Here is a 26,554-nt window from a genome sequence, read left to right as displayed (position 1 = left end):
GACCGCCTCCCGTCGGCGCGGGAGGCGCTCTGTCCGGCCAACTGAAGCCGCTCGCATATCACTTCGAGTTGACCGACGGGCGACGACTCGTTGTCCGAGGCTTCCCCTGACTGATCACCGAGGGAAAACTGTGCCGAGCACAGTAGGGGACCGCGTGGGTCGGAAGACCGCGCGACAACGATGTCAGACGTCGGACGGACCCGGGCGCGCCCGGGTCACGGACCACCGTCCGGCACGAACCGAGAGGATCACCGCCATGCGGGACTCGATCCGGGCCGCCCGCGGTCCGTCGGCGCGGCGGCATCGGCCGCCGTCCGGAGCCGGCCGTCTGCGCACCGCCGCGCTCGCCGCGCTGCTCTCCGGCGCGCTCCTCGCCGGACTGGCCCCCGCCACCGCCACCGCCAGGACCACCGAGTCCCGGGCCGGCGAGCCCCGGGGTTCCGGCGGCCCCGGTGGCTCCGGCCGCGAGGTGAGCGCCTACGACGCGGTCGACCAGTTCATCGGCACGGAGCTGGACACGGGGCAGAACAAGGGCAACAGCGCGTACGGCAACACCTGGCCGGGCGCCACCGTGCCGTTCGGCATGGTCCAGTCGAGCCCGACGACGTACCGGTCGAGCGACGGCGACCAGAAGGGCGGGTACGAGTACACCGCCGACAAGATCCGCGGCTTCGGCATGACAAGGCTGTCCGGCACCGGCTGCGAAGGCCGGTTCAGCGCCTTCGACTTCCCCGTGCTGCCCTACACCGGGGCGCTCCCCGACGGCGCCCTGCCGACGAGCCCGGCGTCCGGGACCGGTTCGTACCACCTCGACTTCGACCACGGCGACGAGACGGCGCGGCCCGGCTACTACCGGGTCGGTCTCGGCAACGGCGTGAACACCGAGCTGACCGCGACGACCCGCACGGCGGTCAGCCGCTTCGGCTTTCCCACCGGGACCGGCGGCAGTTCGACCCTGATCGTGGACGTGGCCGGCTCGAACAACCGGGTCTTCGACAGCGAGGTCACCGTCCGGGGCCGTACGGTCAGCGGCTGGGTGGAGACGGCCTCGGTGTGCGACGAGGGGGGCCGTTACCGCGCCTACTTCTCGACCACCTACGACCGTCCGTTCACCTCGTACGGCACCTGGCAGGGCGACCGGGTCACCGCCGGAGCGACCGCGGCGCGCGGCGGCGAGGGCAGACACCGCGCCGGCGCGTACCTGGTCTTCCCCCGGGGCTCCCAGGTCACCGCGAGGACCGGTCTGAGCTACGTCAGCGTGGCGAACGCCGCCGAGAACGCGGCCGAGGAGACCGGCCGCCGCTCCTTCGACAGCGTCCGGGCGCAGGCCGCGCGGGTGTGGAAGGACGCGCTGGGCACGGTCGACGCACGCGGCGGTACCCGGGCGGAGCGCGTGAAGTTCTACACCGCGCTCTACCACGCGCTGCTGCACCCGAACACCGCCGACGACACCAACGGCCAGTACGCGGGCCACGACGGCACCGTACGCACCGTCGCCCGCGGCCGGCACCATTACGTCACCTACGCGGGCTGGGACATGTACCGCGGCCAGTCGCAGCTCGTCGCCCTGCTCTTCCCGAAGGTCGGCGACGACATCAACCAGTCCATCGTGGACCTGGTGCGGCAGACCGGGACCTGGCCCAACTGGCCCCATCTGAACCAGTCCCAGCAGAAGATGAGCGGCGACTCGCTCCAGGTGATCCTCTCCTCCGTCGACGCCTTCGGCAGTACGCGCTACGACCGCAGGGCCGCACTCGACTCGATGGTGACGACGCAGTCGCTGCCCGCCGACACCACCCGGCGCGCCCACGCCCAGCAGTACTTCAGCACCGGTTTCGTCGAGAACCGCAAGGGGGACTCCGCCACCTCCAAGACACTTGAGTACGCCGTCGACGACTTCGCCATCGCCCGGCTCGCGCAGCGGCTCGGTGACAGCGGGACGCGCGAGCGGTTCATGGCACGCGCCCAGAACTGGCAGAACGTCCTCGACCCGGAGACCGGGCGGATACGGCCCCGGGACCGGGGCGGCTTCGACCGCGCCTTCAACCTCGGCGAGCGCGGCAACCAGTTCGAGCAGGCCACCGGCTACCAGTACGGCTGGATGGTGCCGCACAACATCGGCACCCTGATCGAGAAGCGCGGCGGCATCGAGGCCGTCACCAGGGACCTGGACGAGCACACCGCCTCCCTGGACGCGGGCGTGTACGACACGAAGGGCGCCTACCTCAGCAACCAGCCCAGCTTCTCCATGCCGTACGTGTACAACTGGCTGCGCCTGCCGCACCGGACCACGGACGTGCTGCGCCGCGCGGTCGGCGAGATGTACGACACGACACCCTCGGGCCTGCCGGGCAACGACGATCTGGGCGCGCTGAGCGCCTGGTACGTATGGGCCGGGCTCGGCATGTCGCCGTCGGTCTACGGCACCGCCGATCTCGTCCTGAGTTCCCCGATGTTCGACCGGATCACCATCGACAGCGCGGGCACCGGACGCGAGATCACCGTCAGGGCGCCGGGAGCCACCACCGGCAGGCCGTACATCACCGGCCTGAAGGTCGACGGCCGGACGACCACGAAATCCTGGCTGGGCGAGGAGTTCACCCGGCGCGGCGGCGACCTCTCCTTCACCATGGGCAGCGCTCCGAAGACCTGGGGCACCGGCGCGGGGGACGTGCCCCCGTCGTACACCGAGGGCGGCGACAGTCGTAACAACGTCGGTGTCTCACCGGACGGCCGGTCCCATCTGGCCTCGCTCGACCTCAGCGGCAACTCCCTCTCCCGGGAGAAGCTGGCGGCGGCCGGCGCCACCCCCGGCGCGAAGCTTCCCCTCGGGGACACCGGCGTGGAGTTCACCTGGCCGGGGACCGAGCCCGGCGAGCCCGACAACTGGATCCCGCACGGCCAGCGCGTCGACCTCTCGGGCCGGGGCGGCAAGGGCACCACGGCGACCGGGATCTCCTTCCTCGGCCTCGCCACGAACGGTCCCTCCCAGGGGACGGCGGTCGTCGAGTACACCGACGGCTCGACGCAGAACGTCACCGTCGGCCTGACCGACTGGACACCCGGCACCACCTACCGGTTCGGCAACGTGCCACTGGTCGTCACCGGGGGCCGCAACCAGGCGGGCGGCGCGGCGGACACGGTGCGCACGCTGGTCTTCGGCACCGTGCCGCAGGTGCTCGACCCCGCCAAGCGGGTGCGGTCCGTCGTGCTGCCCCAGGGCAGCGACCGCGGCATCATGCACATCTTCGACGTCGCCCTCACCTCCGACCCCGACCTGGACGTGCCCGGCGCGAGCCCGGAACGCGTCGTGCTCACCCCGACCGCCACCCCGGCGACCTCCCAGGCCGTGACCTGGCGCACCGGCAGCGCGATCTCCACGGGCGAGGCGCTGGTCCGCGAGGCGGGTGCCACCACGCCCTGGCGGAAGGTCACGGCGGTGACCGACGAGGAACTGATCAGCGGCGGTCTGCCCACCCGTGCCCACTCGGCGGTCCTCACCGGTCTGAGCACCGGCACCCGGTACGAGTACCGCGTGGGGACGGGCGACCGGCTCAGCCCCGTACACACCTTCACCACGGCCCGGGCACCCGGCGAGGAGTTCACCTTCCTCTACTTCGGGGACGCGCAGAACGAGCTGACGGAGAAGTGGGCACCGGTCGTCGACCAGGCGTACGGGCGCTTCCCCGGCGCGGTCGGCAGTGTCAACGCCGGTGATCTCGTCAACTCCGGTGGCAACGACGCCGAATGGGAGGAGTGGTTCGGTGCCATGGACGGGCACCGCCAGACCACCAATGTGATCGCCGCCCCCGGCAACCACGAGTACAACGCGGACCGGTTCCTGAAGACCTGGAAGTCGACGTTCGCGTACCCGGCCAACGGCCCCGCCGCCACCCCGGCGAAGAACGACACCCCCGCCGAACGCCAACGCGCCGCCTACGAGGCGCACATGGCCGAGGCGCTGACGGAGACCGCGTACTACACCGACTACCAGGGCGTCCGCTTCATCACCCTGAACGCCAGCACCGGTGACGCCAGGGACCTGATGACACCGCCCGGCCTGCCGTCCTGCTCGGAGAACTGCCCCGACCCGGAGAAGCTCTGGCTCGCACTTCAGTCACGGTGGCTCGACACGATCCTGGAGGACAACCCCAACCGGTGGGCCGTCGCCGTCTTCCACCAGCCGGTCTTCTCCGCCGCCGAGGGACGCGACGAGAAACCGGTCCGTGACGCGTGGCTCCCGGTCTTCGAACGCCAGGACATCGACCTGGTGCTCATGGGCCACGACCATGTCTACGCCCGAGGCCATCTGAACACCAGGGCGACCGGAACACCCGGGGTGACCACGGGCCCCGTCTACACCGTCGCCGTATCCGGCCCGAAGTACTACGAACTGGCACCCGCCGACGACAACGTGTGGACCCGCAACGGCGCGACCCAGGTCGTCCGCGCGGGCCACACCTCGACCTTCCAGGGCATCACGGTCTCGGCGGACCGGCTCCGTTACGAGGCGGTGGTGGCCGCCACCTGGGACAACCGGCCGACGACCGACAAGAAGCCCGGAGAGACCCTGGACGCGTTTACGATCACCAAGGACGAGGACGGGACGAAACACGTCACGGACGACACCCCGCCGGCCCCCGCCACCGCCTCGCACCGGTGAGCCCCCGGGGATCCGGTGAGCCCCGGGGGCCGACGGCCCGACCCGCGGATCAGCTCACGGTGAGCGTGTGCAGCAGGTTGTTGTAGCCGGTCGACGCCTCCCACGTGCCCTGGTTGGCGAGCCTGAGGGAGTACTCGGGCCGCTGCGACAACTGGGGGTCGGGGAGGTTGAGCAGCAGGCTGTAGCTGCCCGCCGGCAGGTTGGCGGGCAGCGTCACCGTCCGGTCGACCGTGGTGGTGGTGCCGGCCGCCCAGCTCCGCGGGTCACCGCTCATCGGCAGCCGGTACACCTGGGACGTCGAGGTGTTGCGCAGGACCAGTTCGAGACCGCGCGGATTGAACGGCGCCGCGAACCCGTCGTTCCTGACGGTGAAGCGCACCGGCAGGGATCCGCCTTTGGCCGCCGTGCTGGGGAAGGTGCCGTTCTGAAGGGCGAACCGGTAGCCCAGGTTCCGGGTGACCTCGGGCAGACAGCCACCGCTTCGCCAGCCGTTGATGACGTTCGGCTCGTAGTCGGTGTTGAGGTACGACCAGTGGAACATCTTCAGCTCGGACAGTGTGGTGGGACAGCTCGTCCGCGGTGTGTTGACTCCACAGGTCTCGCCGCCCATCGCGAGATAGGAGGTCTCGGCCGCCAGATAGGGGTATTCGACGGCGGGGTTCTCGTAGGTGCCGTAGTCGTCCGCGCTGGCGAGGAAGCAGTCGTTGTGGTGGCCGAGCCGGGCGAGCGACGAGCCGTCGTACGCCTGACCGGCCGGCAGCGGGGTGGTGCCGTACATGGTCCGCTTGTACTTGGGCGTGCGCAGCTGCACCATGCGGTTCGACGGCAGTGAGGCGAGCGTCCTGTCGACGACGGCCTTGCGGTTGGCCCAGTCGGCGGTGGTCACATTGCCCGCGTCGCCGAAGTTCTTGGTGTAGTACCCCTCTCCCCAGGCCCCGACGAAGCCGGCCTGCACCACGTAGATCACATCGCTGTTCGCGCGGAGGTACGGCGCCAACTGGTCCAGATGGGCGAGCACCCGGTCCTTGGGCGCGTCGGCGCCGTCGGTGGACTCGGTGTAGGCGAACCGGACGATCGCCTTGAGACCGGCGCTCCGTACGGCGGCGAACTGCCGCTGGAGCCGGTCGAGCGCGCTCTGGCCGATGGCGCTGTTCTTGAACTCGGCCAGATAGAAGACGCACATCACCAGGGAGATGCCCTCGCTGGTGCGGTAGCTCTGGAGGGTGGCCGCGCTGAAGTCGCTCTTGTCGCAGCTCTCGGTGTGGTGGTAGAAGCCGCGCTCGGGGTTGGCGAACGCTTCGGTGGTCTGGGGGTACGTCACCGAGTCGGCGCTCGCGGCGGTCTCCCCGTCCGCCCGGGCGACCTGGGCGGAGACGGGGGAGGCACCGACCAGCAGTGCGCCCAGCAGCCCCATCGCGGTGAGGCTCCTGGTGAGCGACGGTCGGAGGAGGGGTCTTCTCATCGGGTGATTCCTGTTCTGGAGTCCGGTGGGGGCCCGGCCGGTCGGGCGGCCGGGAGCATGGGGGGTGGTGGGGGCGCGGGAGCCGCGCGGCGCTCAGCCTTTGACGCCGGTGTGAGCGATCCCCTGGATGAACTGGCGCTGGAGCAGCACGAAGACGGCGATCATGGGCAGGGAGGCGAGCAGGGAGCCCGCCATCAGCACCGGGTAGTCGGTCTGGAACTGCCCCTGGAGGGCGGTGAGTCCCGCCGAGAGCGTCATCTTCTCCGGGTCGGTGTTCACCACCAGCGGCCAGAACAGATCGTTCCACGACCAGAGCAGCGCGAGTACGGACAGCGCGATCACCCCGGGGCGGGCCAGCGGCAGCATCACGGACCAGTAGATCCGCAGCGGTCCCGCGCCGTCGAGGCGGGCCGCCTCCTCCAGTTCCGGGGGCAGACCGAGGAAGAACTGCCGCAGCAGGAACACACCGAACGCGCTGAACATCCCCGGTACGACGATGGCCTGGAGGGAGTTGAGCCAGCCGAGGATCGCCATGATCTCGTACTGCGGCAGGATGAAGAGCTGCGGCGGCACCATCAGTACGGACAGGAAGAGCCCGAACAGCACCCCGCGCCCCGGGAAGCGGAGCCGTGCGAACGCGTACGCGGCCAGTGGGCAGAGCAGGATCTGCCCGGCCGTACGGCCCGCCGCCATCAGCGCGGTGTTGAGGAACTGGTCGCCGAACGGCAGCAGGTCGAACATCCGCCCGTAGTTCTCCCAGCGCCCCTCGGGCAGGAGCGACGGCGGGACGCGGGTGGCGCTGGAGAGCGACTTGAGGGAGGTGACGACCTGCCAGAGGAAGGGCGCGACCATCACCAGGGAGGCGGGGATCAGTACGGCGTGCACCCCGGCATGGGACCGCCACCGGGATGCCGACCGCTTCCGCGACCGGGTACCGCGCCGGGACGGATCGGCGTACGGACGGGCCTCAGCCATAGTGCACCCACCTCTTCTGGAGCCTGAACTGAAGGGCGGTCAGCGCGATGATGAGCAGCAGCAGCGCCATCACGATCGCCGCCGCGTAACCGCGGTCGTTGGTCACGAAAGCCCGGTCGTAGAAGAGCTGGACGACCGTCTCCAGCCGGGGGAAGGCCGGGTTCGCCCGCGCGGTCTGGCCCGAACCCACCAGCACGTAGACCAGATCGAAGAGTTGCAGGGAACCGATCACCGAGATGACCGAGACGAAGAACGCGGTGGGGGAGATCAGCGGGACCGTGATCCTGAAGAACTGCCGTACCGGACCCGCGCCGTCGATGGCCGCGGCGTCGTAGTACTCCTTGGGGATCGCCTGCATCCCCGCCAGGAAGATGATCAAGTTGTAGCCGAGGCTGCTCCAGGCCCCCACCACGACCAGCGCGAACAGCGCGGTGTCGGGGTCGGCGACCCAATTGGGACCGTCGATCCCGACCAGCGACAGCACATGGTTGATCAGTCCGTAGTCGCCGTTGTACAGCCACCGCCAGACCATGGCGATGGCCACCGGCATGGTGACGACGGGCAGGAAGAACAGGGTGCGGTAGATCCCCGTACCCCGAAGCCCCTCCCGGTTGAGGAGCGCGGCGAAGACGACGGCGAGCGGGATCGCGACCAGCCCCAGCACGGTGTACAGCACCGTGTTGAGCAGCGCCTGCCCGAACTCCGGGTCGGTCAGCAGACGTTGGTAGTTGCCGAGGCCGTACCAGGTGTGCCCGCCGAACGCCCCCCACTTGGTGAACGAGAAGTAGCCGGTCTGCACGACGGGCCACAGGTAGAAGACCGCGAGCCCCAGACCGGCGGGCGCGATGAACGCGTACCCCCACAGGGCCTCGACGGTACGGTCCCGGCGTGCGCGCCGTCGGCCGGGGGAGTCCGGCCGGCGCGCCGGGGAGGGTTTCCCGTTCCGGGCCTCGGGTGTGCTGGTGATCGTCATCTCACTCCTCGGCGAGCAGGTCGTCCATCGCCGCCGCGAGCGCGGTGGCCGCCTCGTCGACCGTCTGCTCGCCGGCCCACGCCTGGGTGAGATAGGTGAGTTCGGCCTGGTTCCAGGCGGCGGTGTTCTTCGACACGGGGAACGGCACCGCGTGGTCGACGGCGTCCAGGAAGGTCGTGAGCGTGAACTGCGGATGCGCCTTCACCCACGCCTCCTGGGTGCCCTCGCGCGCCGGGAGCGGTCCGCTGCGTCCGATGGCGAGCGCCGCCTTCTCGGAGCCGAGGAACTCGACGAACCGCGTCGCCTCCCGGGGATGCGCGGTGTCGGCCGAGACCACGTTGGCCACCCCGTGGATGATGCCGGCGCGCTTCTCGCCCCTGGGCAGCGGCGCCGCGTCGACCCTGTCCTTGGTGTACTCGTCCGCGGAGAACTCGCCCGCGTTCCACGAACCGCCCCAGTACATGGCGGTCTTGCCCGCCTCGAAGAGCTGGATGGGGGCCGTGTCGGTCATGGTCTTGAGATCGGGCGACTGCTTCCGCTCGATCAGATCGGTCCAGAAGCGCAGCCCCTCGATCGTTCTCGGATCGTCGTAGCCGGACTTCCCGCCGTCGGGGGAGACGACGTAACCGCCCGCCTGGGCGATGGTGTTGTACTGGTACTCCTGGAAACTGGTCAGCGACGCGGCGACGCCGTACACGCCCTTGGCCGGATCGGTCAGCCGGGCCGCCGCGCTCTTGAATTCGCTCCAGGTCCAGTCGTCGGAGGGGTACGCGACGCCCCGGGCGTCGAAGAGCTCCTTGTTGTACCAGACGCCGACCGTGTCCATGTCCTTGGGAAGGCCGTAGAGCTTCCCCTCGTACGTGTACAGATCCTTCAGGGCTTTCGGGTAGGCGTCCAGATCGACGCCGTCCCCGGCGAACTCCTCGTCCAGCGGCAGGATCACGCCGTTGGACGCGTAGAGCTGGAACTGGGGGCCGTTCATCCAGAAGACATCGGGCGCGGAACCGCCGGTGACCGCCGTCTTGAGCTTGTTCCAGTAGTCGGGCCACGGGGTGAGCTGCACCTGCACCGTCACCCCCGGGTGCTCCTCGGTGAACTCCCGGCCCAGCTCCTCCATCACCTTCTTCTGGTTGTTGTCCCAGACCGCGTACGAGAGCCGTACCGATCCGTCCCCGCCCCCGCCGCCGGAGCCCCCGCCGCTCGAACAGCCGGAGGCCGCCAGCACCACCCCCAGCACAGCCGCACAGAAACGCGCCGACTTCCGCATACCGGACCTCCTCATGTACGAGGCGCACCCGGCGCCACGCCCGACGGCAGCCCCCGGGACGGCGCAACGCATCGTCAGGGCCGCGAAGTTGTACTAATCATGGAGACCAGGGAAAGTAAGTCAAGACCTGTGCGTGTTACGGGAACGGACATCTCCGCGACCCGCAGACCCCGCGCGCGGTCAGCGGCGGTCCGGCAGAAAGCTCTCGGGCGGGGCGATCTCCCCCGAGGCGCGCAGTCCCTGTTCGACATGGTCCAGCGCCAGCCGCAGCGCTCCCAGCGCCACCCCCTCGTCGCCGAAACCGGACACCCTGACCTCGGGCGTACGGATGCACCAGCGGTCCAGTTCGCGGCGCAGCGGTTCGACGATGAGATCGGCCGACCGGGAGAACCCGCCCCCGATCACCACCAGTTCGGGATCGAGGGTGAGGACGAGGGCGGAGGCGCCCACGGCGATGTCGCGGACGTAGCGCCGTACGGCCGCCTGCGCCTTGCGGTCGCCGTCACGGGCCGCCGCGAAGACGTCCTCCGCCGCCGCGTGCGGATCGTCCCCGCCGTCGGAGCGGGAGGTCCCGCCCGGCCAGGACCGCAGATGGTCCGGCGCCCTGGTCCAGCCGGCCGCGGGCAGCGCCCCGATCTCGCCCGCCGCGTTCCCGAACCCCCGGTGGAGCTTCCCGTCGATGATCAGTCCGGTGCCGGTACGCAACCCCGCGAGCAGGAACACCACGTCCTTGGCGTGCCGGGCCACCCCGCGCCAGGACTCCGCCAGCGCCGCGAGCTTGCTGTCGTTCTCCACCAGGATCGGCCCGGCCACCAGGGCGCCGACATGGGCCGCGACATCCAGCCCCGTCCACTCGGGCAGCGCCTCCGAGAGCATCACCCGGCCCGTCCCGTCGACCAGCCCCGTGGTGGCGACCCCGGTCACCCACACCCCGGTGGCGGCGGTGCCCGACCCGGTGAGCGCCGCGCGGACGGCCCGGTCCACGGCGGCCAGCCGTTCGGTGCGCCCCATCGACGGGGTGACGGAGACCCGGGCGCTGTGCTGGACCTCGCCGTCCAGGTCCGCCACCAGGGCCAGTACCTTGTGGCCTCCGATGTCGACGCCGAGCACCCGGCCGGCGTCCGCGCGGAAGCGGTAGCGGCGCGCGGGGCGCCCCACCGCGCCCGCCGTCGGCGCCGCCTCCACCACCCAGCCGCGCTCCAGCAGCTCCCGGACCACGTCCTCGGTGGACGCGCGCGACAGGCCCGTACGCCCGGCGAGTTCGGTGAGCGTGAGCCCCGGTCCGCCGCGCAGGGCCCCGATCGCGGCCAGCGCGTTGAGCCTGCGGAGCTGGGAGAGATCTCCGCCGCCCGGATTTTCGGTCATGACACACCCTTGAGGTCAAACTCGAAACGGCTAATAATAAGGGATTCCTGTGTAACTCTTGAAGGGGATCCCATGTCTGCGGTGACTCTAGCCCTCGTCGGTTCCGGTCTGCGCGGGCAGACGTACGCCCGCCACGCGGTGGCGTCCGGCCTGGGCCGGGTGACCGCCGTGGCCGAACCGGACCCGTACCGCAGGGCGGCCGCCGCCGCCGAGTTCGGGGTGCCGGCCGAGCGGGTGTACACCGACTGGACGGAGCTGGCACGCCACCCCCGGGTGGCCGACGCCGCGATCGTCGCCACCCAGGACCGGTTGCACACCGACCCCACGGTCCGGCTGGCCGATCTCGGCTACCACATCCTGCTGGAGAAGCCGATGGCCACCGCCGAGGCGGACGCCGTCGCGATCGCCGAGGCCGCCGAGCGCAACCAGGTGCTGCTGGCCGTCTGCCATGTGCTGCGCTACACCCCGTACACCCGGACCCTGCGCGGGCTGCTGGAGTCCGGCGCGATCGGCCGGCTGGTCAGCGTCCAGCACCTGGAGCCGGTCGGCTGGTGGCACCACGCCCACTCCTTCGTCCGGGGCAACTGGCGCCGCCAGGACACCTCGGCCCCCATGCTGCTGACCAAGTCCTGCCACGACATCGACTGGTTGATCCATCTCTTCGGCGAACTGCCCGACCGGGTCGCCTCCTTCGGCGGGCTGACCCACTTCCGCGCGGAGGACCGGCCGGAGGGCGCGGCCGACCGCTGCCTGGACTGCCCGCTGGAGCCGTCCTGCCCGTACTCGGCGAAGCGGCTCTACCTCGGCTGCCTCGGCAACCCGGACGACGAGTTCTGGCCGCTGTCGGCGGTCACCGAGGAGCACACCGAGACGGCGGTGCTCGACGCGCTCCGTACCGGCCCGTACGGCCGGTGCGTCTACGCCTGCGACAACGACGTGGTCGACCACCAGGTCGTCAACATGGAATTCCCCTCCGGCGCGACCTGCTCCTTCACCATGAGCGCCTTCACCCCCATGGAGCACCGCCGCACCCGGCTGCTGGGGACGCACGGATTCGTCGACGGGGACGGGCACACCCTGCGGGTGGTCGACTTCCGTACCGGCGAGGAGCGGACCGTCGAGGCGGACCCCGAGGCGGACCCCGAGGCGGGCGCCGCGGTGGGGCCCTCCGCCGAGGACGGCCACGGCGGGGGCGACGAGGCGCTCACCGAAGCCTTCCTCACCGCCGTCGCCACCGGCGACGCCTCGGCGCTGCGCTCCGACGCGGCCGAGAGCCTGGCCACCCACCGGGTGGTGTGGGCCGCCGAACGCGCCAGGGTCGCCGGTACGGTCGTCCGGCTCGACGAGGCCGCACCGCTGACGACGGCCTGACGGAGCCCGGGCGTACGCCCCTGCGCGCGGCGACCACGCGTCACGGCCCCGGGACGCGCTCGATCCGCAGATGCCGGGGCCCGCGCAGGATCGGGCTGCGGCGGTACGGCGGCGGGTCCTCGGCCGGCCGGAAGTCCCGCAGCCTCGGCAGGAGCGTGTGCAGGGCGAGCTGGGTCTCCAGACGGGCGAGCGGCGCCCCGAAGCAGTTGTGGACACCGCTGCCGAAGCCGAAGTGCTGGTTGTCCGCACGGGCCGGGTCGAAGCGGTCGGGCCGGTCGAACCGGCGCGGGTCCCGGTTGCCCGCGGCGAGGACCAGGATCAGCGGCGCGCCCTTGGGGACGGTGACGTCCGAGACCTCGACATCGGTGAGCGGGGTGCGCTGCGGAAGCAGGTGCACGGGAGGCTCGTACCGCAGCAGCTCCTCGACCGCGCCGGGCATCAGCTCGGGGTTCTCGCGCAGCCGCCGGCAGGCGTCGGGGTCGCGCAGGAGGGTGAGCGCCCCGTTGGTGATCAGGTTGACCGTCGTCTCGTGCCCGGCGATGAGCAGCAGCGTCGCGGTCGCCATCAGCTCGCTGCGGGTGAGGCGCCCGTCCGGACCGGAGTCGTGGACGAGCGCCGAGAGCATGTCGTCCGACGGGTCGCCACGGCGCTTGTCGGCCAGGTCCCCGAGGTACATCCCCATCGCCTGCCGGGCCTGGAGACCCGCCTCGCGGTGGGCCTCCTCCTCCTTGCCGGGCTTCAGGTCGAGACTGGCGATGATCTCGTCGGTCCAGCCGCGGATCCGGGGCACGTCCTCGTGCGGCACCCCCAGCAGCCGGCAGATCACGGTGACGGGGAGGGGGTAGGCGAAGTCGTCGACCACGTCGATCCGGTCCTTGTCCCGGAACTCCGCGGCCAGTTCCTCGGCGATCCGGGCGATCTCGCCGCTCAGGGCGTCGATCCGGCCGGGGGAGTGCGGCGGCCCGAACGGCCGCATCGCGATACGGCGGAGCCGGTCGTGCTCGGGGTCGTCGAGACCGATGAAGGCGGCCAGTTGCGTGTTCCTCCTGAGCAGCGGGACGGTGTCCGGGTCGGCGCGGTTGCTGCTGTCCGAGCTGATCCGCGGATCGTGGAGCAGCGCGGCGATGTCGTGGTACGAACCCACCAGATAGCTGCCGTTGGCCTGGCGTGCCACCCCGTTCTCACGGAGTTCCGCGTAGAGGGGATAGGGGTCGGCGCGGTTCGCGTAGTCCGTGATGCGTTCGAAAAGGGTGTCCGCGGACATGGGCGGGGCTCCTCAGGGACGGTGGGCGACGGCGGCGGGCGGTGCGTCACGGACCAGGGTCAGACGCCGGTCCGGCAGATGACCGGTGAGCGCCACGGTCGGCCCGTGCGACAGCATCCGGGGATCCGGTACGTCGGAGGGGACGGGCGCGGCCGACTCGGGCCGGTCGGCGGCGCCGCGGCCCGGCGGGAAGGGGGCCGCCGTCTCGATGAGGTGCTGGTAGTGCTCCAGCCACTTGGCCCGGTTCACACTCACCGCCGCGGTGACCCGCCCCCGGTAGCCGTAGACCGCGACGAGCCGGCCCTCCCGCAGCGACCCCTGTGCGATGACCACATGGTCGGAGAAGGTCGGTACGCCGACGGACTTGATGTTGAGGCCGAACTGACTGGACCAGAAGGAGGGCACCGCCAGATGCGGGCGCCTCTCCGGTCCCGGGCTGACCATGTTGTGGGCCGCGACCTCGGCCTGGGCGACCGCGTTGCCCCAGTGCTCCAGCGCGAGCATCTGGTATTCGAACAGCGGGTGCGGGAAACGGGCCACGTCACCGGCGACGAACACGTCGTCCGTGACGATCCCGTACATGTTGAAGGCGCGGCACCCCGCGTCGCACGCCAGGCCCCGTTCCCCGGCGGCCAGCCCCGACCCGGCGAGCCACTCGGTGTTACGGACGGCGCCCAGCGCGACCACGGCGACATCGGCGTCGATCCGGCCGCCGTCGGAGAACTCGGCGCCCGTCAGCCGCCCGTTCCGGCCCGTCAGCGCGGTGACCGTCACATCGCAGCGCAGATCGACGCCGTGCGCCCGCTGCATCCGGGCGGCGAACGCGCCGAGCGTGCCGCCCAGCGCGCCGACCAGCGGCGAGGGCCCGCGCTCGGCGACCGTCACCTCCAGACCGCGCTCCCGGCAGGCGGAGGCGATCTCCGAGCCGGTGAACCCGGCGCCGATCACCAGGACCCGGCGCGGCCCCGCGTCGAGCCGGGCCGCGAGCGCCGCGGCGTCCTCGGCCGTACGGAGCGTCAGGACGCCGTCGAGCCGAGCCTCCGCCGGGTTCGGCCAGGGACGGGCGCGGGTCCCGGTGGCGATCAGCAGCCGGTCGTACGGGAGCCGTTCGCCGTCCGCGAGGATCACCCGCTTCTCGACGGGGTCGACCCCGGTGGCCCGCACCCCGAGCCGCCAGCGGGCGTCCACCTCGCGGCGGGCCGGCAGCCCGACGTCGTCGGCGCCCGTCCGCCCGAGCAGCACCTGCTTGGAGAGCGGCGGCCGGTCGTACGGAGGCCGCGTCTCCTCCCCGACCAGTGTCAGCGACCCGGTGAAGCCCTCGTCGCGCAGCGTCTCGGCGGCCCGCAGACCGGCCAGCGACGCCCCCACGACGACGATCCGGCCCGGCCGCGGTTCACCCTTCACCGGGACCCGCCCGCCCACCGACGAGGATCGCCTGCACCGGACAGGCCGCCGCCGCCCGGTGGACGCGCTCGCGCTGACCGTCGGGGACGGCGGGTGTGAACATCAGGGCCTCCTCGCCGTGCAGCTCGAACACCTCGGGAGCGAGGAACGCGCACTGCGCGTACCCCTGGCAGCGATTGAGGTCCACAACGATCTGCATCCAGGTCCACTCCTCCGCGTGTCGCCCGCAGTCTCCGTCTTACGGCCTGCGGGCAGGAGGCGCGAGCGGTACTGGGCCAAGGGGGAGCACGGGGGACCGCGACGGACCCCGGGGCCGGTGCGGGCCGCGTCGGGGCGGAGCGCGCCGGCCCGTCCGGAGTGTGATCGGGGCCGGGGGAGCGGGTGTTCGCCCCCTGAGAGGTGTCAGCCGGTGGTGAACAGCAGCTCCGCCAGCGGGTCCTCGCCCAGGAACGCGGCCAGTTGGGCGCGGTCCGGTGCGGTGGCGGGGCCTCGGCGGCCCACCGCGTAGGCCGCCGCCGCGTTGGCGCCCCGCGCCGCCGTCAGGGGGTCCCTGCCCTGGGCCAGAAGGGCCAGGAACGAGCCCACATGGGCGTCGCCCGCACCGTTGCTGTCGACCGCCCGGACCGGGAAGCCGGGTACGTGCCGGGCGGGTTCCCCCGGGGCGGCCAGCCAGCAGCCGTCCTTGTCAGCCCGTACGATCACCCCCGCGCCCGGCGCCAGCCGTTCCCGCAGCGCCGTCGCGGCCGTCCCCGGGTCGTCGTGGCCGGACATCAGCCGGGCCTCGCGGGCATTGGCGCTCAGCCAGTCCGTACGTTCCAGTACCGGTGCCAGGACCGCGTCGGGAATCTCCGCGACCAGCGGCGCCGGGTCGAAACAGACCGTGACGTCCGGGCCCAGCGCGGCCGTGAACCCCGACAGCAGGGGGCCGCCGGCCGGAATCGCCAGACCGTATCCGGAGAGCTGCACCAGGTCCCCCGGGCGCAGCCCGGCGGCGACGGTGGCGGTGTCCGTCTCCGTGAGGTGGGACTCGACGCCGAAACTGGTGACGAAGGTGCGTTCCCCGCCGCCGTCGATCAGGGCGACGGTGAAGCCGGTGTCGCCGTCGGCGCGGACCGGCAGGAGGACGCCGACGCCCTCGGCGGCGAGCGCCTCGCGGACCAGGTCCCCGTACGGTCCTGTGCCGTGGAGCCCGGCGAAGACCGCTTCCGTACCGAGACGCCGGGCGGCCGCGAGGGTGTTGAAGCCGCCGCCCGCCGTCAGCCGGGCCCCGGAACCGATCACGTCCGCGCCCCGTTCCGGCAGTGCGGGGACCTCGATGACCAGGTCCGCGATGACATTGCCCGCGAGGACCAGACGGCGGCTCACCGGCCGGCCCCGTTCAGTGCGGAGGCGGCCGGGACGCTGTCCTGGGTGCGGCCCAGCCGGCCGAGGAGCGCGTACACCCCGGCGCCGACGGCCATCGAGACGGCCCAGCCCAGACCGTTCACCCCGAGCCAGGTGCCGGCGAGGGGACCGGAGAACCACACGTCCTTCGCGCTCGTCCCCGCCTCGGTGAAGAGCAGACCGGCCACGATGGCCAGTGCCCAGCCGCTGACGGCCGGCAGATGGAAGCCGCCCGTGTACCAGTACCGGCTGCCGCGTGTGGTGTCCATCAGCGCCGCCGGGTCGTAGTCGCGGCCGCGCAGCGAGTCCACCGCGACCACGCCGATCCAGGCCGAGATGGGCACGGCCAGCAGGGTCAGGAAGGTGGAGAAGGGCCCGTAGAAGTCCTTCGCGATCAGCATGAAGTACAGGCCGCCGGCGAACATCAGCACGACGTCGATGGCCACGGCCATCGGGCGCGGCACCCGCAGCCCCAGCGTGATCATGGTCAGGCCGGCGGAGTAGGTGGAGAGATGGTTCGACATCAGCAGTCCGCCGAAGGCCGCGACCAGATACGGGATCGCCATCCAGGACGGCAGCATGGCGTTGATCGCCGCGACGGGGTCGGAGGCGGTGGCGAGCGCCGGGTCACCCGCGGAGAGCAGCGAGCCGAGCGAGATCAGCAGCACGAGCGGGATGCCCGCGCCGAACGCCGACGCCACGACCAGCCGTCGCCCCGGGATCCGGCGCGGCAGGTAGCGCGCGTAGTCGGCGCCCGCGTTGGCCCAGCCGATACCGGTGCCCGCGGCGATGAAGCCGATGCCCGCCACCACTCCGCTGGTCGGTCCGGCCGGGGCGTCGAGCACCTTGGCCCAGTCGACGGTCGCCACCAGGAACCCCATCACGATCAGATTGAGGATCCCGAAGACGACGGTCGCCCACTTGTTGATCCACATGATGGTGGCGTGTCCGAGACCGCTGATCAGCAGTGTGCAGACGATGAAGACCAGCAGACAGACCAGGGTGAGCACGGTGTTCTGGCCGACGCCGAACGCGATGGCCAGCAGCGCCAGCAGGGCGTACGCCGCGGTGGTCGTCGTGATCGTCTCCCAGCCGATCCTGCTGAGCCAGCTGATCAGGGTCGGGCCGGCGTTGCCCCGCTGCCCGAAGACCGCGCGGGAGAGGGTGAGGGCGGGGGCTCCGCCCTTCTTGCCCGCGAGGCTCAACGCGCCGACCAGGGCGAAGGAGCCGAACGAGCCGACCAGGGCGACGAGCGCGGCCTGCCAGATGTTCAGTCCCCGGAAGGCGACGAGCGTGGCACCGAGCGGAAGCCCGAGGATGCTGATGTTGGCGGCGAACCAGGTCCAGAACATCTGACCTGCGTGGCCGTGTCGTTCGGCATCCGGGACCGGTTCGATCCCTCGGGTTTCCACGGAACCGACAACGTCGTTGGTTCTCGAAACGGTCATCACGGACTTCCTTGCGTGGTGCGAAGAGACGTGTGGGGCAGATGCGGCTATAGGTGCGGGTGCGGGTGCGGGTGCGGGTGCGGAGGTGGTGACCGGGCGGATGCCCGGACGCCTCGACCGCGCGGGCGGTTCAGACGGCGGGCGAGGGCGGAGGGGAGGACGGAGGGGAGGACGGGGCCGCGGGGCCGGAGCCGCGGAGGGCGAGGAGTCGTTCGGTCAGCGGTTCCAGTGCGAGCGCGTTGACGGTACGGAGCGTCCGGACGGCGTCGGCGGGCAGCCCGGAGAGCCCGGCGACCGAGCCCGCCACCGCCCCGGCGATGGCGCCGATGGTGTCGCTGTCGCCGCCCAGGCTGGCGGCGAGCAGCGTGCCGCGCCACGGGTCCCCGCCGGCCACCGCGAGCACGGCGAACGCCGCGGGCACCGATTCCTGGCTGGCGACGCTGGTGCCGACGAGCGCGCAGATCCGGTCCAGGGCCTCGGCCTGCGGTACCCCCTCGACCAGGTGCCACGCCCACTCGATCCGGGCGGCGATGTCCGCCCCGGCGATCCAGTGTCCGCGCCGGGCACCGGCCCGCGCCGCGGCGACGGCGGCGGCGACCGCCTCGTCCAGCGTGCCACCGCCGACCCCGGTGCTCACGGCGGCGGCGACGGCCGCGGCCCCCGCGATGCCCACCGTGGTGTCATGGGTGACCTGGCAGGACTCCACGACACGGTCGAGGAAGTCGGCCTGCGGCTCGGCCGGGAAGGCGATGCCGACCGGGGTGACCCGCATCGCGGCGCCGTTGGTGGAGCCGTACCGCCCGGCCTCCGAGGCCGGTACGCCCCGGGCGACGGCGTCCAGCGCGGCCTTGGTGGAGGGGCCCAGGAGATCGAAGGACCCCTTGGCCTTCATCTCCTTCTCCCAGGCGAGGAGTGACTGGGCGAGCCGGAGCGGATCGATCCGGCCGTTCCCCTCGGCGATGAGCTGTCCGACGATGACCGCCTGGTCGGTGTCGTCGGTGACCGATCCGGCGGGCATGCCGGCGCTGACCGGGTTGTCGGGCAGGGCGGGTTCGAAGCCGGTGACGGTTCCGTAGACCCGTACGACGTCCTCCCGGGACATGAGCTGCGTGGGCATGCCCAGCGCGTCGCCGAGGGCGAGTCCGTAGTAGGCGCCCAGGGCGCGGTCGAGCTGGTGGTTCACGAGTGGCCTCCTCGGCCCGAGCGGACGTGCAGTTGGAACCGGACCGGGTCGAGCAGGCTGGTGACCTGCTCGACGACCGAGCCGTCGGTGGCCCGGTAGACCTGGGCCAGGTGGAGGAACGATTCACCGGGGGAGCGGTTCAGCAGGTCGGCCTCCGCCGTGTCGAGCCCCCGGACCGACACCAGGCCCTCGCCGGAGTCGGTGACCCGGCCCGCGGCGACCAGCGCCGTACTCAGCGAGCCGCCGCCCAGGCCGCGCAGCGGAAGACCGGCCAGCTCCCCGACGGCGGGGACCCGGCTGCGTTCGAGCGAGACGCCCCGGCCGTCGGGCAGGCGCCTGACCCGGTCGAGCGCGATGAACGCGTCCGACCCCAGGCCAAGCTCCCCGGCCAGTTCCCGGTCGGTCACCTCCTCGAAGCGCAACACCTCGACCGGCAGCTCGATGCCCTGTTCGGCGAGTGCCTGGGCCCAGCCGAGACGGTTGTCCAGGGGCGTACCGTCGAAGGTGACGAATGAGCCGATTCCGGCGTGGGTCGAGATCAGGCCCTGTTCGCCGAGGACCTGGAGCGCCTGGCGCAAGGTGGTGCGGCTGACGCCGAACCGTTGGGTCAGGGCGTGCTCCCCGGGCAGTCTGACGCCGTCCGAGTGCACGCCGGAGCGGATCTCGTCGGCGAGAACGCGGGCGATTCGATAATGCTTCTGTACCTGTCCAGGCATGTCTAGAACGTACGCGCGCCCTCCCCTCCAGGTCCATGACCGTGACCGAATCTTTGCGTACGGCGGCAGCCCTCCTGCGGCCCTCCAGGACCGGTACAACCATCCGCAGCGATCGCGGGTCACACCCCGTGGAAGCAATCCGCTCCCACGGGACACGAGGGGGAAGTATGCGACTCACCCGCAGCATCGCCACCGCCGGCGCCTTGACCGCACTGGCGGTGGGGGCCACGACCGCGCTCAGTGCCACCGCCTCCGCAGCACCCAACACCACTCCGCAGGCCGTCTGCGGCAGCGCCTACAAGACCGTGAACTCGGCGGCCGTCGGCTCCCGGGGCACCGTCTATCTGACGTACAACTCCGCGAACGGCAAGAACTGCGTCGCGACCATCCGCACCAACCCGGGCACGGCCACCTACATGGCCGCGTACGTCTACGTCCCCGACACCGAGGAGTGGGCCGGGGACGACGGCAACTTCACGTCGTACGCCGGACCGGCCTCCGTCTACGGCAAGGGCCACTGTGTGAGCTGGGGCGGCAGCATCGACAACGTGTACGTGTCGGTGGAGAACTCCAACTGTTCGGCGCTGAAGGAGCACCGGGTCACCGGAGTCCGCTGACCGGGCCCCGCCCGGCCTCCTGCCCGGCCGTGAGCCGCCGGCCGTAAGTAATGAGCCCGTGAGCCATGAGCCACCAGCCGTGAGCCATGAGCGTCCGAGCCGCCGCCTCCCTGCGTCCGATTCAGGGGGGCGGCGGCGCGCGCGTCACGCGTCACGCCTCACGCCCCGTTCCCGGGCGGCCCGCCCCTGAAGGGCGTATGTCCCACACGCTCGTCGCATCGGGTGTATTTCCGCGCCGGGCGCCGCCGGAGCCGTGTCCTCACCGTACGGCGGGCTGTTGAACCTCCGGCCCGTCGGGAGCGACATCGGTGCGGAAGGGGTCGGGGTGGAGGTCATGGAGGTCAGCGGCGTACGCCATGCCTACCGTCGCCGGCGCCCGGTCCTGCGCGGTGTGGACCTGCGCCTGCGCGAAGGGGTGCTGGCCGGCATCGTCGGGGAGAACGGGTCGGGCAAGACCACCTTGCTGAAGATCCTCTCCGGTGAGCTGCGGGCGGACCACGGCACGGTCCGCCACCACGGCAGGTTCGGCTACTGTCCACAGGCCGCCGTCCTCGACGACGCCCTCACCGTCCGCCAGCACCTGGAGTTCTTCCGTACCGCCTACGACCTCCCGGATCTGCGCCACGCCGAGGAGATCATGGACCGGCTGCGCCTGCGCGCGTACGAACACCACCGCGCGGGCACACTCAGCGGCGGCACCCGCCAGAAACTCAACCTCACCCTGGCCCTGATGCACGACCCCCAGGTGCTGCTGCTGGACGAGCCCTACCAAGGCTTCGACTGGGAGACCTACCAGCGCTTCTGGGACCTGGCCGGAGTGCTGCGCCGGCAGGGCCGCTCCGTCCTGGTCGTCTCCCACCTCGCGTACGACACCGGGCGGCTGGACGAGCTGTGGCGCCTGGAGGGCGGTCTGCTCCACCCCGTACCGCGGGAGCCGGCTGGATGACGGGGTACCGCCATCGGCGGCCGTTCGTCACCGCCGCCCGCTACGCGCTCACCGAGCACCTGCGCAACCGTTTCGCGATGGTCCTCGTCGTCGGCTTCATCCCGCTGTGGACCGCACTGGCCTACGGGTCGATCCCCGACCGGAGGATCCGGTTCGAACTGCGCGCCACCGGGGAGGTGCTCACCCCCCGCGGCAACGAGCTGACCGAGATCACCGGCGCCCTCAACGCCGTCACACTCATCGTCGGCTTCATGATGTTCGCCGCGGCCTTCTCCGGCGGTACGTTCGACCGCCGTCTGGCCCTGGCCGGCTACCCCCGCGCCCAGCTCCTCCTCGCCAAGCTCACCTCGCTCGTCCTGGCCTCGGCGGTCGTGGCCGTGTACGCCACCCTCCTCACCCGGCTGCTGTGGGCACCCCGTCAGCCGGTCCTGCTGGCCGCCGCCTTCTTCTGCGCCGCCCTGACCTACGGCGCCATCGGTGTCGCGCTGGGCTCCCTGCTGCGCAAGGAGGTCGAGGGCATGTTCGCCATCGTCATGATCTCCGTCATCGACCTGGCACTCCAGAACCCCATCGCCAGCTCCGGTTCCGACAGCCCCGTGGTGAGCTTCCTGCCGTCCTACGGCGCCATGCAGGCCGCCAGCGCCGCCGGGTTCTCCACCACCGTCCTGACCGGCCACCTCGGCATCCAGATGCTCTGGTTCCTGGCCGTCGCCCTCGTCGGCCTCGCCGCCTTCCACCACCGCACGCGCAACGCCCTCCCGCACGGTGGCGGCCTTGCTCGTCGCACGACCGGCGATCTAGGATGAATGCGCTTTCATAGCGGTTCGGTGAGAGGCATCGACGCGTACCCGGGTACGGCGAGAAGAAGCAGAAGAAGCGGACGGTCGGTCGAGTGAGCGCGCCCACGGTATACGACGTCGCCGAGCGGTCGGACGTCTCCATCGCCACGGTCTCCCGGGTCTACCGCAACCCCGGATCCGTCCGCGCCACCACCCGCGAGCGGGTCCTGGAGGCGGCCCGCGAGCTGGGTTACGTACCCAGCGGGAGCGCCCGTGGACTGGCCAGCCGCACCACCGGGGTGCTCGGTCTCTGCTTCCCCGACTACGCCGACCCCGACGCCGAGGCCGACGCGGAGGCGGAGGGCGACGCCGACGACGCGGTGATGCTCTACTCCGACCAGATCATCCGCGGCATGGAGCGGGCGGCACGGCGCCACGGGTACGCGCTGCTGATCGCCGCCTCGCTGGAGGGCGGCCCCGAGAGCCTGGTCGCGAAGGTCGCGGGCCGGGTCGACGGCTTCGCCGTCCTCGCGCGGACGGTGCCGACCGAGGATCTCGAAGTGATTTCCAGCCGGCTGCCGATCGTGATGCTCGCCGGGCCCCGCGAGATCGACCATCTGGACCACATCATGGTCGCCAACGCCGACGGGGAACGGGCGCTCACCCGCCATCTGATCGAGGACCACGGGCTGCGCCGCCTCGCGTTCGTCGGCGGCGAGGCCGAGTCCCCGGACGCGGAGGCGCGGTTCTCCGGTTTCCGGGAGGCGTGCGGGGAGGCCGGACTGCCGGTGCCGGACGCGCCCGATCTACGGGTCGGGATGATGACCAGGGCCGAGGGCGCGCGGGCCGCCGAGGCCCTGCTCGACCGGCCCGGCGACCGGCCGGAGGCGATGCTCTTCGCCAACGACCAGATGGCGGTGGGCGCGCTGCGGGCGCTGGACCGGCGTGGTGTACGGGTCCCCGCGGACATCGCGGTGACCGGGTTCGACGGGATTCCGCTGGGCCGGATGGTGCAGCCCGCGCTGACCACCGTGCGGCAGCCGATCCGCCAACTCGGCGAACAGGCGGTGGAGTTGCTGGTCCAACGGCTGGGCGACAGCGGCCGCGACCCGGTCTCGCTGACCCTGCCGGTCTCCGTCGTACGGCGTGCGAGCTGCGGCTGCGGCTGACGGGACCGCAGGGCGCCGGCGGGGCGTCAGCAGGGTGCCGGCAGGGCGTCGCCGGGGCATCGTACGCCTTGATCCAGCCATGTCCGGGCTCTGAACTCCGCGCGTCCTCGGGGGGCTTCCTTCCGCCCGTCCTCCGGCTCTCCGTCGTCCGTTTTCCATGGGTTCCACCGCCTTCCACGGCGCCCATATCGCCCTTTCCCGGCGGCGCGTACCGTCGGGTGCGTCGTCGTGCCCGGTGTCCGCCACGTGTTCCGCACGTTGCACGAGTGTGACCCAGCAGCCTCTTGCGCATTTCCAGCCACCTGGCGCAGAGTGATGTATGCGCTTACAGGCAGCGCATACATCCGGATTGCTCAAGGAGGAGCCCTCCATGTCCCGCACCGCCGCCAGAACCGTTTCGGCCGGTATCGCAGTCGCTCTCGCCTTCGGCATCACCGCATGCGGCGGATCGGGCGGCGGTGACGTCGCCGCGGACGCGAAGCAGACGCTCACCGTCTGGGCCATGGGGGCCGAGGGCGAGAAGCTCGCGGAGGTGGCCGAGGAGTACACCGAGGCCAACCCGAACATCACCGTCAAGGTGACCCCGGTCGGCTGGGACGTCGCCCACCAGAAGCTGGTCTCCGCGGCGGCCGCCGGCACCCTGCCGGACGTGGCGCAGATGGGCGGCAGTTACCTGGGCGAGTTCGCGGAGCTGGGTGTGCTGGAGCCGGTCGACACCAAGACCTTCGACGAGAAGGACTTCTTCCCCTCCGGCTGGCAGCAGGGCGAGGTGGACGGCCAGGCGTACGGCGTGCCGTGGTACGTCGACACCCGCGTCCTCTACTACCGCACCGACCTGGCCGAGAAGGCCGGGATCGACAAGGCTCCGGCCACCTGGCAGGAGATGCGAGACCTCGCCACCGCCTACCAGCAGAAGGCCGGCACCAAGTGGGGCCTGTCCATCCAGCCCAGCGGCCTGGACACCGTGCAGAACTTCTACTCCTTCCTCTACTCGGCCGGCGGCGAGATCGTCGACGCCAAGGGCGAGGCGGTCATCGACAGCCCCCAGGCCGTCAAGGCGCTGAAGGAGTACGGGACGTACTTCGACAAGGGTCTGTCGAACAAGTCCGTGCAGCCGGGCTACGACGTGGTGAAGGACTTCGGCAACGGCCGGGTCCCGATGTTCTTCGGCGGCCCCTGGCACGTCACCCTGCTGAACGAGGGCCAGCCGGGGATCGCGGGCAAGTGGGCGGTGGCCAACGTGCCCGCCGACGCGTCCTCCGTCTCGATGGCCGGCGGATCGTCCCTGGTGATCTCCAAGGACAGTGAGCACAAGGCCGCGGCGACCGAGTTCATCTCCCACCTGACCGCCACCAAGGGCCAGGCCGACTGGTACGAGCGCACCAAGGACCTGCCGGCCAACACCGCCGCCTGGACCTCCGGCGACCTCGCCGACGACGCCACCCTCCAGGTCTTCAAGAAGCAGATGGACACCGCCAAGGCAGCCCCGTCGCTGGCCCGGTGGACGGAGATCACCGACAAGGTCGACCAGGCCATCGCCAAGGTGACGCAGGGCAAGGCGTCCGCCGAGGACGCGCTGAAGACCGCGCAGTCCCAGATCGAAGGGCTCGTGAAGTAGGCGCCATGAGCACCACGACCGGAAAGGCCGCACAGGCGGCCGGGGCGCGGCCTGGAACGGGGGCTCTCCCGGCCCCGGTCCCGGCCGACGGGCCACAGGGGGCGCGAAGGCGCCGGAAACACTCGACGGGCGTGCAGAACGTGGCCGGCTGGCTGTTCTCCACCCCCTTCCTGGTGCTCTTCCTGGTCTTCATGGCCCTCCCGATCCTCGCCACGCTGGCGATGAGCTTCACCGACTTCGGGCTGCGCAACGTCACCCGCCCGCTGGACGCGGAGTTCATCGGCTTCGAGAACTACGTCAAGCTCTTCCAGGACGACAAGTTCCTCACCTCGCTCTTCAACACGGCGTACTTCGTGGTCGTCGGTGTGCCGCTGACCGTCCTCCTCGGACTGGTCGTCGCCGTCCTGCTCAACAACGGCATCGACCTGGCGCGCACCTTCTTCCGCGTCGGCTTCTACGCCCCCGTGGTCACCACCATCGTCGCGGTCGCCGTGGTCTGGCGGTTCGTGCTCGATCCGAGCGACGGTCTCATCGCGGGGCTCTTCTCCGAAGTGGGCCTCACCGCACCGGACTTCCTCGGCTCGGAGACCCTGGCCATGCCCTCGATGATCGCGATGGCGGTCTGGCGGAATCTGGGCACGGTCATGGTGCTCCTCATCGCCGGACTCCAGGCGGTCCCCACCGAGGTACGGGAGGCGGCGCGGCTGGACGGGGCGGGCATCTGGCAGGAGTTCCGCCGGATCACCGTTCCGCTGCTGCGGCCCACCCTGCTCTACGCCACGGTCATCACCACGATCGGCTATCTCAACGTGTTCGAGGAGCCGTTCGTGATGACGCAGGGAGGCCCCTCGGACGCCACCCTCACCGTGTCCCTGAACATGTATCGCGAGGGCTTCAACTTCTTCCACATGGGCTATGCGAGCGCCATGGCGTACGTCCTCTTCGTGGTGATCATGGGCATCACGGTGCTCCAGCTCCGACTGCTGAAGGACAACACGAAATGAGCGCCACCCGCGCACCGGGCGCCGCGGTGACGGCGCCGCCGCGCCCCGATCCCCACGAGCCGGCCCGGCCCGCCGGCCGCCGCCCCCGGTCCGTGCGGCGGCTCCTCGTCCACGCGCTGCTCGCCCTCGGACTGCTCGTCATGTCGGCGCCGTTCCTCTGGATGGCCCTGTCCGCCTTCAAGACGACGGGCGAGCTGACCGCCGCGCCGCCCGTGTGGATCCCGACCGAGTGGACCCTGGACAACTTCCGGGAACTGCTCGACAAGCTCGATCTGCCGCTCCACTTCATGAACTCGCTGATCGTGGCGGTCCTCGTGACCGTGTCGAACCTGGTGTTCTGCTCGATGCTCGGGTACGCCCTGGCCAAGCTGCGCTTCACCGGCCGCGACAAGATCTTCGGACTGGTGCTCGGCGCGCTCATGGTGCCCGGCAACCTGATGCTGCTCCCGCTCTTCGTGCTGATGAGCAAGATGAGCCTGATCGACTCGTACGCGGCTCTGGTCCTGCCGTTCGCCGCCGGGGCGTTCGGGGTCTTCCTGATGCGGCAGTTCATGCAGTCGATCCCGGACGAGCTGCTGGAAGCGGCCCGGATGGACGGCGCCGGGGAGTGGTACATCTTCTGGCGGATCGTGATGCCCCTGGTGAAGCCCGCCCTGGCGACGCTCTCCATCTTCACCTTCCTCGGCTCCTGGAACAACTTCGTCTGGCCGCTCATCGCCACCAACGACCCCGACAAGTACACCCTCCCCGTCGCCCTGGCCACGTTCGCCACCGACCCCAACAAGGCGGGAGGCTCCAACGGCATGCTGATGGCCGGTTCCTTCCTGATCGTGCTGCCGGTCCTGGTGGTGTTCATCGCCCTCCAGCGGCACTTCACCCAGGGCATCGCCACCGCGGGCATGAAGTAGTCCCGCCCGGCCCCGCCCCGCCCGGCCCCCGCCCGTCAA

At 71.2% G+C, this 26,554-nt stretch carries 21 protein-coding genes; 9 read left to right on the top strand and 12 right to left on the bottom strand.

What is annotated here, in order from left to right:
* Positions 1-256 precede the first annotated feature (256 nt).
* Positions 257-4,663, top strand: coding sequence for a GH92 family glycosyl hydrolase (locus ACFXPK_RS20845; protein WP_385077438.1), 4,407 nt, complete (start codon positions 257-259; stop codon positions 4,661-4,663).
* A gap of 49 nt (positions 4,664-4,712) precedes the next feature.
* On the opposite strand, the gene ACFXPK_RS20840 is transcribed toward ACFXPK_RS20845, so the two are convergent.
* From ACFXPK_RS20840 to ACFXPK_RS20820, 5 genes are all read right to left on the bottom strand, one after another.
* Positions 4,713-6,125 (bottom strand): DUF4832 domain-containing protein, encoded by a 1,413-nt coding sequence (locus ACFXPK_RS20840; protein ID WP_385077436.1) that lies wholly within the window; start codon positions 6,123-6,125, stop codon positions 4,713-4,715.
* A 93-nt stretch (positions 6,126-6,218) separates the two neighbouring features.
* Positions 6,219-7,010 carry a carbohydrate ABC transporter permease gene (locus ACFXPK_RS20835; protein ID WP_385077433.1) on the bottom strand — a complete coding sequence of 264 codons (792 nt, stop codon included), beginning with the start codon at positions 7,008-7,010 and terminating at the stop codon, positions 6,219-6,221.
* A gap of 82 nt (positions 7,011-7,092) precedes the next feature.
* Positions 7,093-8,073: a carbohydrate ABC transporter permease gene (locus ACFXPK_RS20830; protein WP_384991250.1), complete on the bottom strand. Its 981-nt coding sequence runs from the start codon at positions 8,071-8,073 to the stop codon at positions 7,093-7,095.
* Position 8,074: 1 nt separating this feature from the next.
* Positions 8,075-9,340, bottom strand: a complete 1,266-nt coding sequence (locus ACFXPK_RS20825) for an ABC transporter substrate-binding protein (protein WP_385077430.1) — start codon at positions 9,338-9,340, stop codon at positions 8,075-8,077.
* A gap of 180 nt (positions 9,341-9,520) precedes the next feature.
* Positions 9,521-10,705 (bottom strand): ROK family transcriptional regulator, encoded by a 1,185-nt coding sequence (locus ACFXPK_RS20820; protein WP_385077427.1) that lies wholly within the window; start codon positions 10,703-10,705, stop codon positions 9,521-9,523.
* 72 nt (positions 10,706-10,777) lie between these two features.
* On the opposite strand from ACFXPK_RS20820, the gene ACFXPK_RS20815 reads away from it, so the two are divergent.
* Complete coding sequence (locus ACFXPK_RS20815; RefSeq protein ID WP_385077424.1) at positions 10,778-12,076, top strand: Gfo/Idh/MocA family protein; 1,299 nt, start codon at positions 10,778-10,780, stop codon at positions 12,074-12,076.
* Between the two features lie 40 nt (positions 12,077-12,116).
* On the opposite strand, the gene ACFXPK_RS20810 is transcribed toward ACFXPK_RS20815, so the two are convergent.
* The 7 genes from ACFXPK_RS20810 to ACFXPK_RS20780 all read right to left on the bottom strand — a co-directional run bounded on the left by ACFXPK_RS20810 (position 12,117) and on the right by ACFXPK_RS20780 (position 19,474).
* Positions 12,117-13,340, bottom strand: coding sequence for a cytochrome P450 (locus ACFXPK_RS20810; protein WP_384991262.1), 1,224 nt, complete (start codon positions 13,338-13,340; stop codon positions 12,117-12,119).
* 12 nt (positions 13,341-13,352) lie between these two features.
* On the bottom strand, positions 13,353-14,744 hold the full coding sequence (locus ACFXPK_RS20805; RefSeq protein WP_384991265.1) for an NAD(P)/FAD-dependent oxidoreductase: 1,392 nt from the start codon (positions 14,742-14,744) through the stop codon (positions 13,353-13,355).
* Positions 14,734-14,943 (bottom strand): ferredoxin, encoded by a 210-nt coding sequence (locus tag ACFXPK_RS20800; protein ID WP_384991268.1) that lies wholly within the window; start codon positions 14,941-14,943, stop codon positions 14,734-14,736. The genes ACFXPK_RS20805 and ACFXPK_RS20800 overlap by 11 nt, the downstream gene beginning before the upstream one ends.
* A 203-nt stretch (positions 14,944-15,146) precedes the next feature.
* A complete protein-coding gene (locus ACFXPK_RS20795) occupies positions 15,147-16,109 on the bottom strand; it encodes a PfkB family carbohydrate kinase (protein WP_385077420.1) in 963 nt (320 codons plus the stop codon).
* Entirely contained in the window at positions 16,106-17,575 is a 1,470-nt protein-coding gene (locus ACFXPK_RS20790; RefSeq protein WP_385077417.1) for a purine-cytosine permease family protein, read from the bottom strand. The genes ACFXPK_RS20795 and ACFXPK_RS20790 overlap by 4 nt, the downstream gene beginning before the upstream one ends.
* A gap of 130 nt (positions 17,576-17,705) precedes the next feature.
* On the bottom strand, positions 17,706-18,758 hold the full coding sequence (locus tag ACFXPK_RS20785) for an ADP-ribosylglycohydrolase family protein (protein ID WP_385077414.1): 1,053 nt from the start codon (positions 18,756-18,758) through the stop codon (positions 17,706-17,708).
* Positions 18,755-19,474 (bottom strand): GntR family transcriptional regulator, encoded by a 720-nt coding sequence (locus ACFXPK_RS20780; protein ID WP_385077412.1) that lies wholly within the window; start codon positions 19,472-19,474, stop codon positions 18,755-18,757. The genes ACFXPK_RS20785 and ACFXPK_RS20780 overlap by 4 nt, the downstream gene beginning before the upstream one ends.
* A 167-nt stretch (positions 19,475-19,641) precedes the next feature.
* Between ACFXPK_RS20780 and ACFXPK_RS20775 the strand changes: the two genes are divergently transcribed.
* The 7 genes from ACFXPK_RS20775 to ACFXPK_RS20745 all read left to right on the top strand — a co-directional run bounded on the left by ACFXPK_RS20775 (position 19,642) and on the right by ACFXPK_RS20745 (position 26,515).
* Positions 19,642-20,091, top strand: coding sequence for a spore-associated protein (locus ACFXPK_RS20775; protein WP_384991278.1), 450 nt, complete (start codon positions 19,642-19,644; stop codon positions 20,089-20,091).
* A gap of 334 nt (positions 20,092-20,425) precedes the next feature.
* The gene (locus ACFXPK_RS20770; RefSeq protein WP_385077447.1) at positions 20,426-21,037 is read left to right on the top strand and encodes an ATP-binding cassette domain-containing protein; all 612 of its coding nucleotides are present in this window, start codon (positions 20,426-20,428) and stop codon (positions 21,035-21,037) included.
* The gene (locus ACFXPK_RS20765) at positions 21,034-21,843 is read left to right on the top strand and encodes an ABC transporter permease (RefSeq protein ID WP_384991280.1); all 810 of its coding nucleotides are present in this window, start codon (positions 21,034-21,036) and stop codon (positions 21,841-21,843) included. Before ACFXPK_RS20770 ends, ACFXPK_RS20765 begins: the two co-directional genes overlap by 4 nt.
* Before the next feature lie 86 nt (positions 21,844-21,929).
* Positions 21,930-22,985: a LacI family DNA-binding transcriptional regulator gene (locus tag ACFXPK_RS20760; protein ID WP_384991282.1), complete on the top strand. Its 1,056-nt coding sequence runs from the start codon at positions 21,930-21,932 to the stop codon at positions 22,983-22,985.
* Between the two features lie 370 nt (positions 22,986-23,355).
* Positions 23,356-24,603 carry a sugar ABC transporter substrate-binding protein gene (locus ACFXPK_RS20755; RefSeq protein WP_384991285.1) on the top strand — a complete coding sequence of 416 codons (1,248 nt, stop codon included), beginning with the start codon at positions 23,356-23,358 and terminating at the stop codon, positions 24,601-24,603.
* A 5-nt stretch (positions 24,604-24,608) separates the two neighbouring features.
* Entirely contained in the window at positions 24,609-25,607 is a 999-nt protein-coding gene (locus tag ACFXPK_RS20750) for a carbohydrate ABC transporter permease (RefSeq protein WP_385077407.1), read from the top strand.
* On the top strand, positions 25,604-26,515 hold the full coding sequence (locus ACFXPK_RS20745) for a carbohydrate ABC transporter permease (RefSeq protein ID WP_385077404.1): 912 nt from the start codon (positions 25,604-25,606) through the stop codon (positions 26,513-26,515). The genes ACFXPK_RS20750 and ACFXPK_RS20745 overlap by 4 nt, the downstream gene beginning before the upstream one ends.
* Positions 26,516-26,554: the final 39 nt, after the last annotated feature.

Origin of the sequence: Streptomyces sp. NPDC059142 (genome assembly GCF_042755665.1) — a bacterium.
Taxonomy (GTDB): domain Bacteria; phylum Actinomycetota; class Actinomycetes; order Streptomycetales; family Streptomycetaceae; genus Streptomyces.
This window is presented reverse-complemented; position numbering and strand designations above follow the sequence as displayed.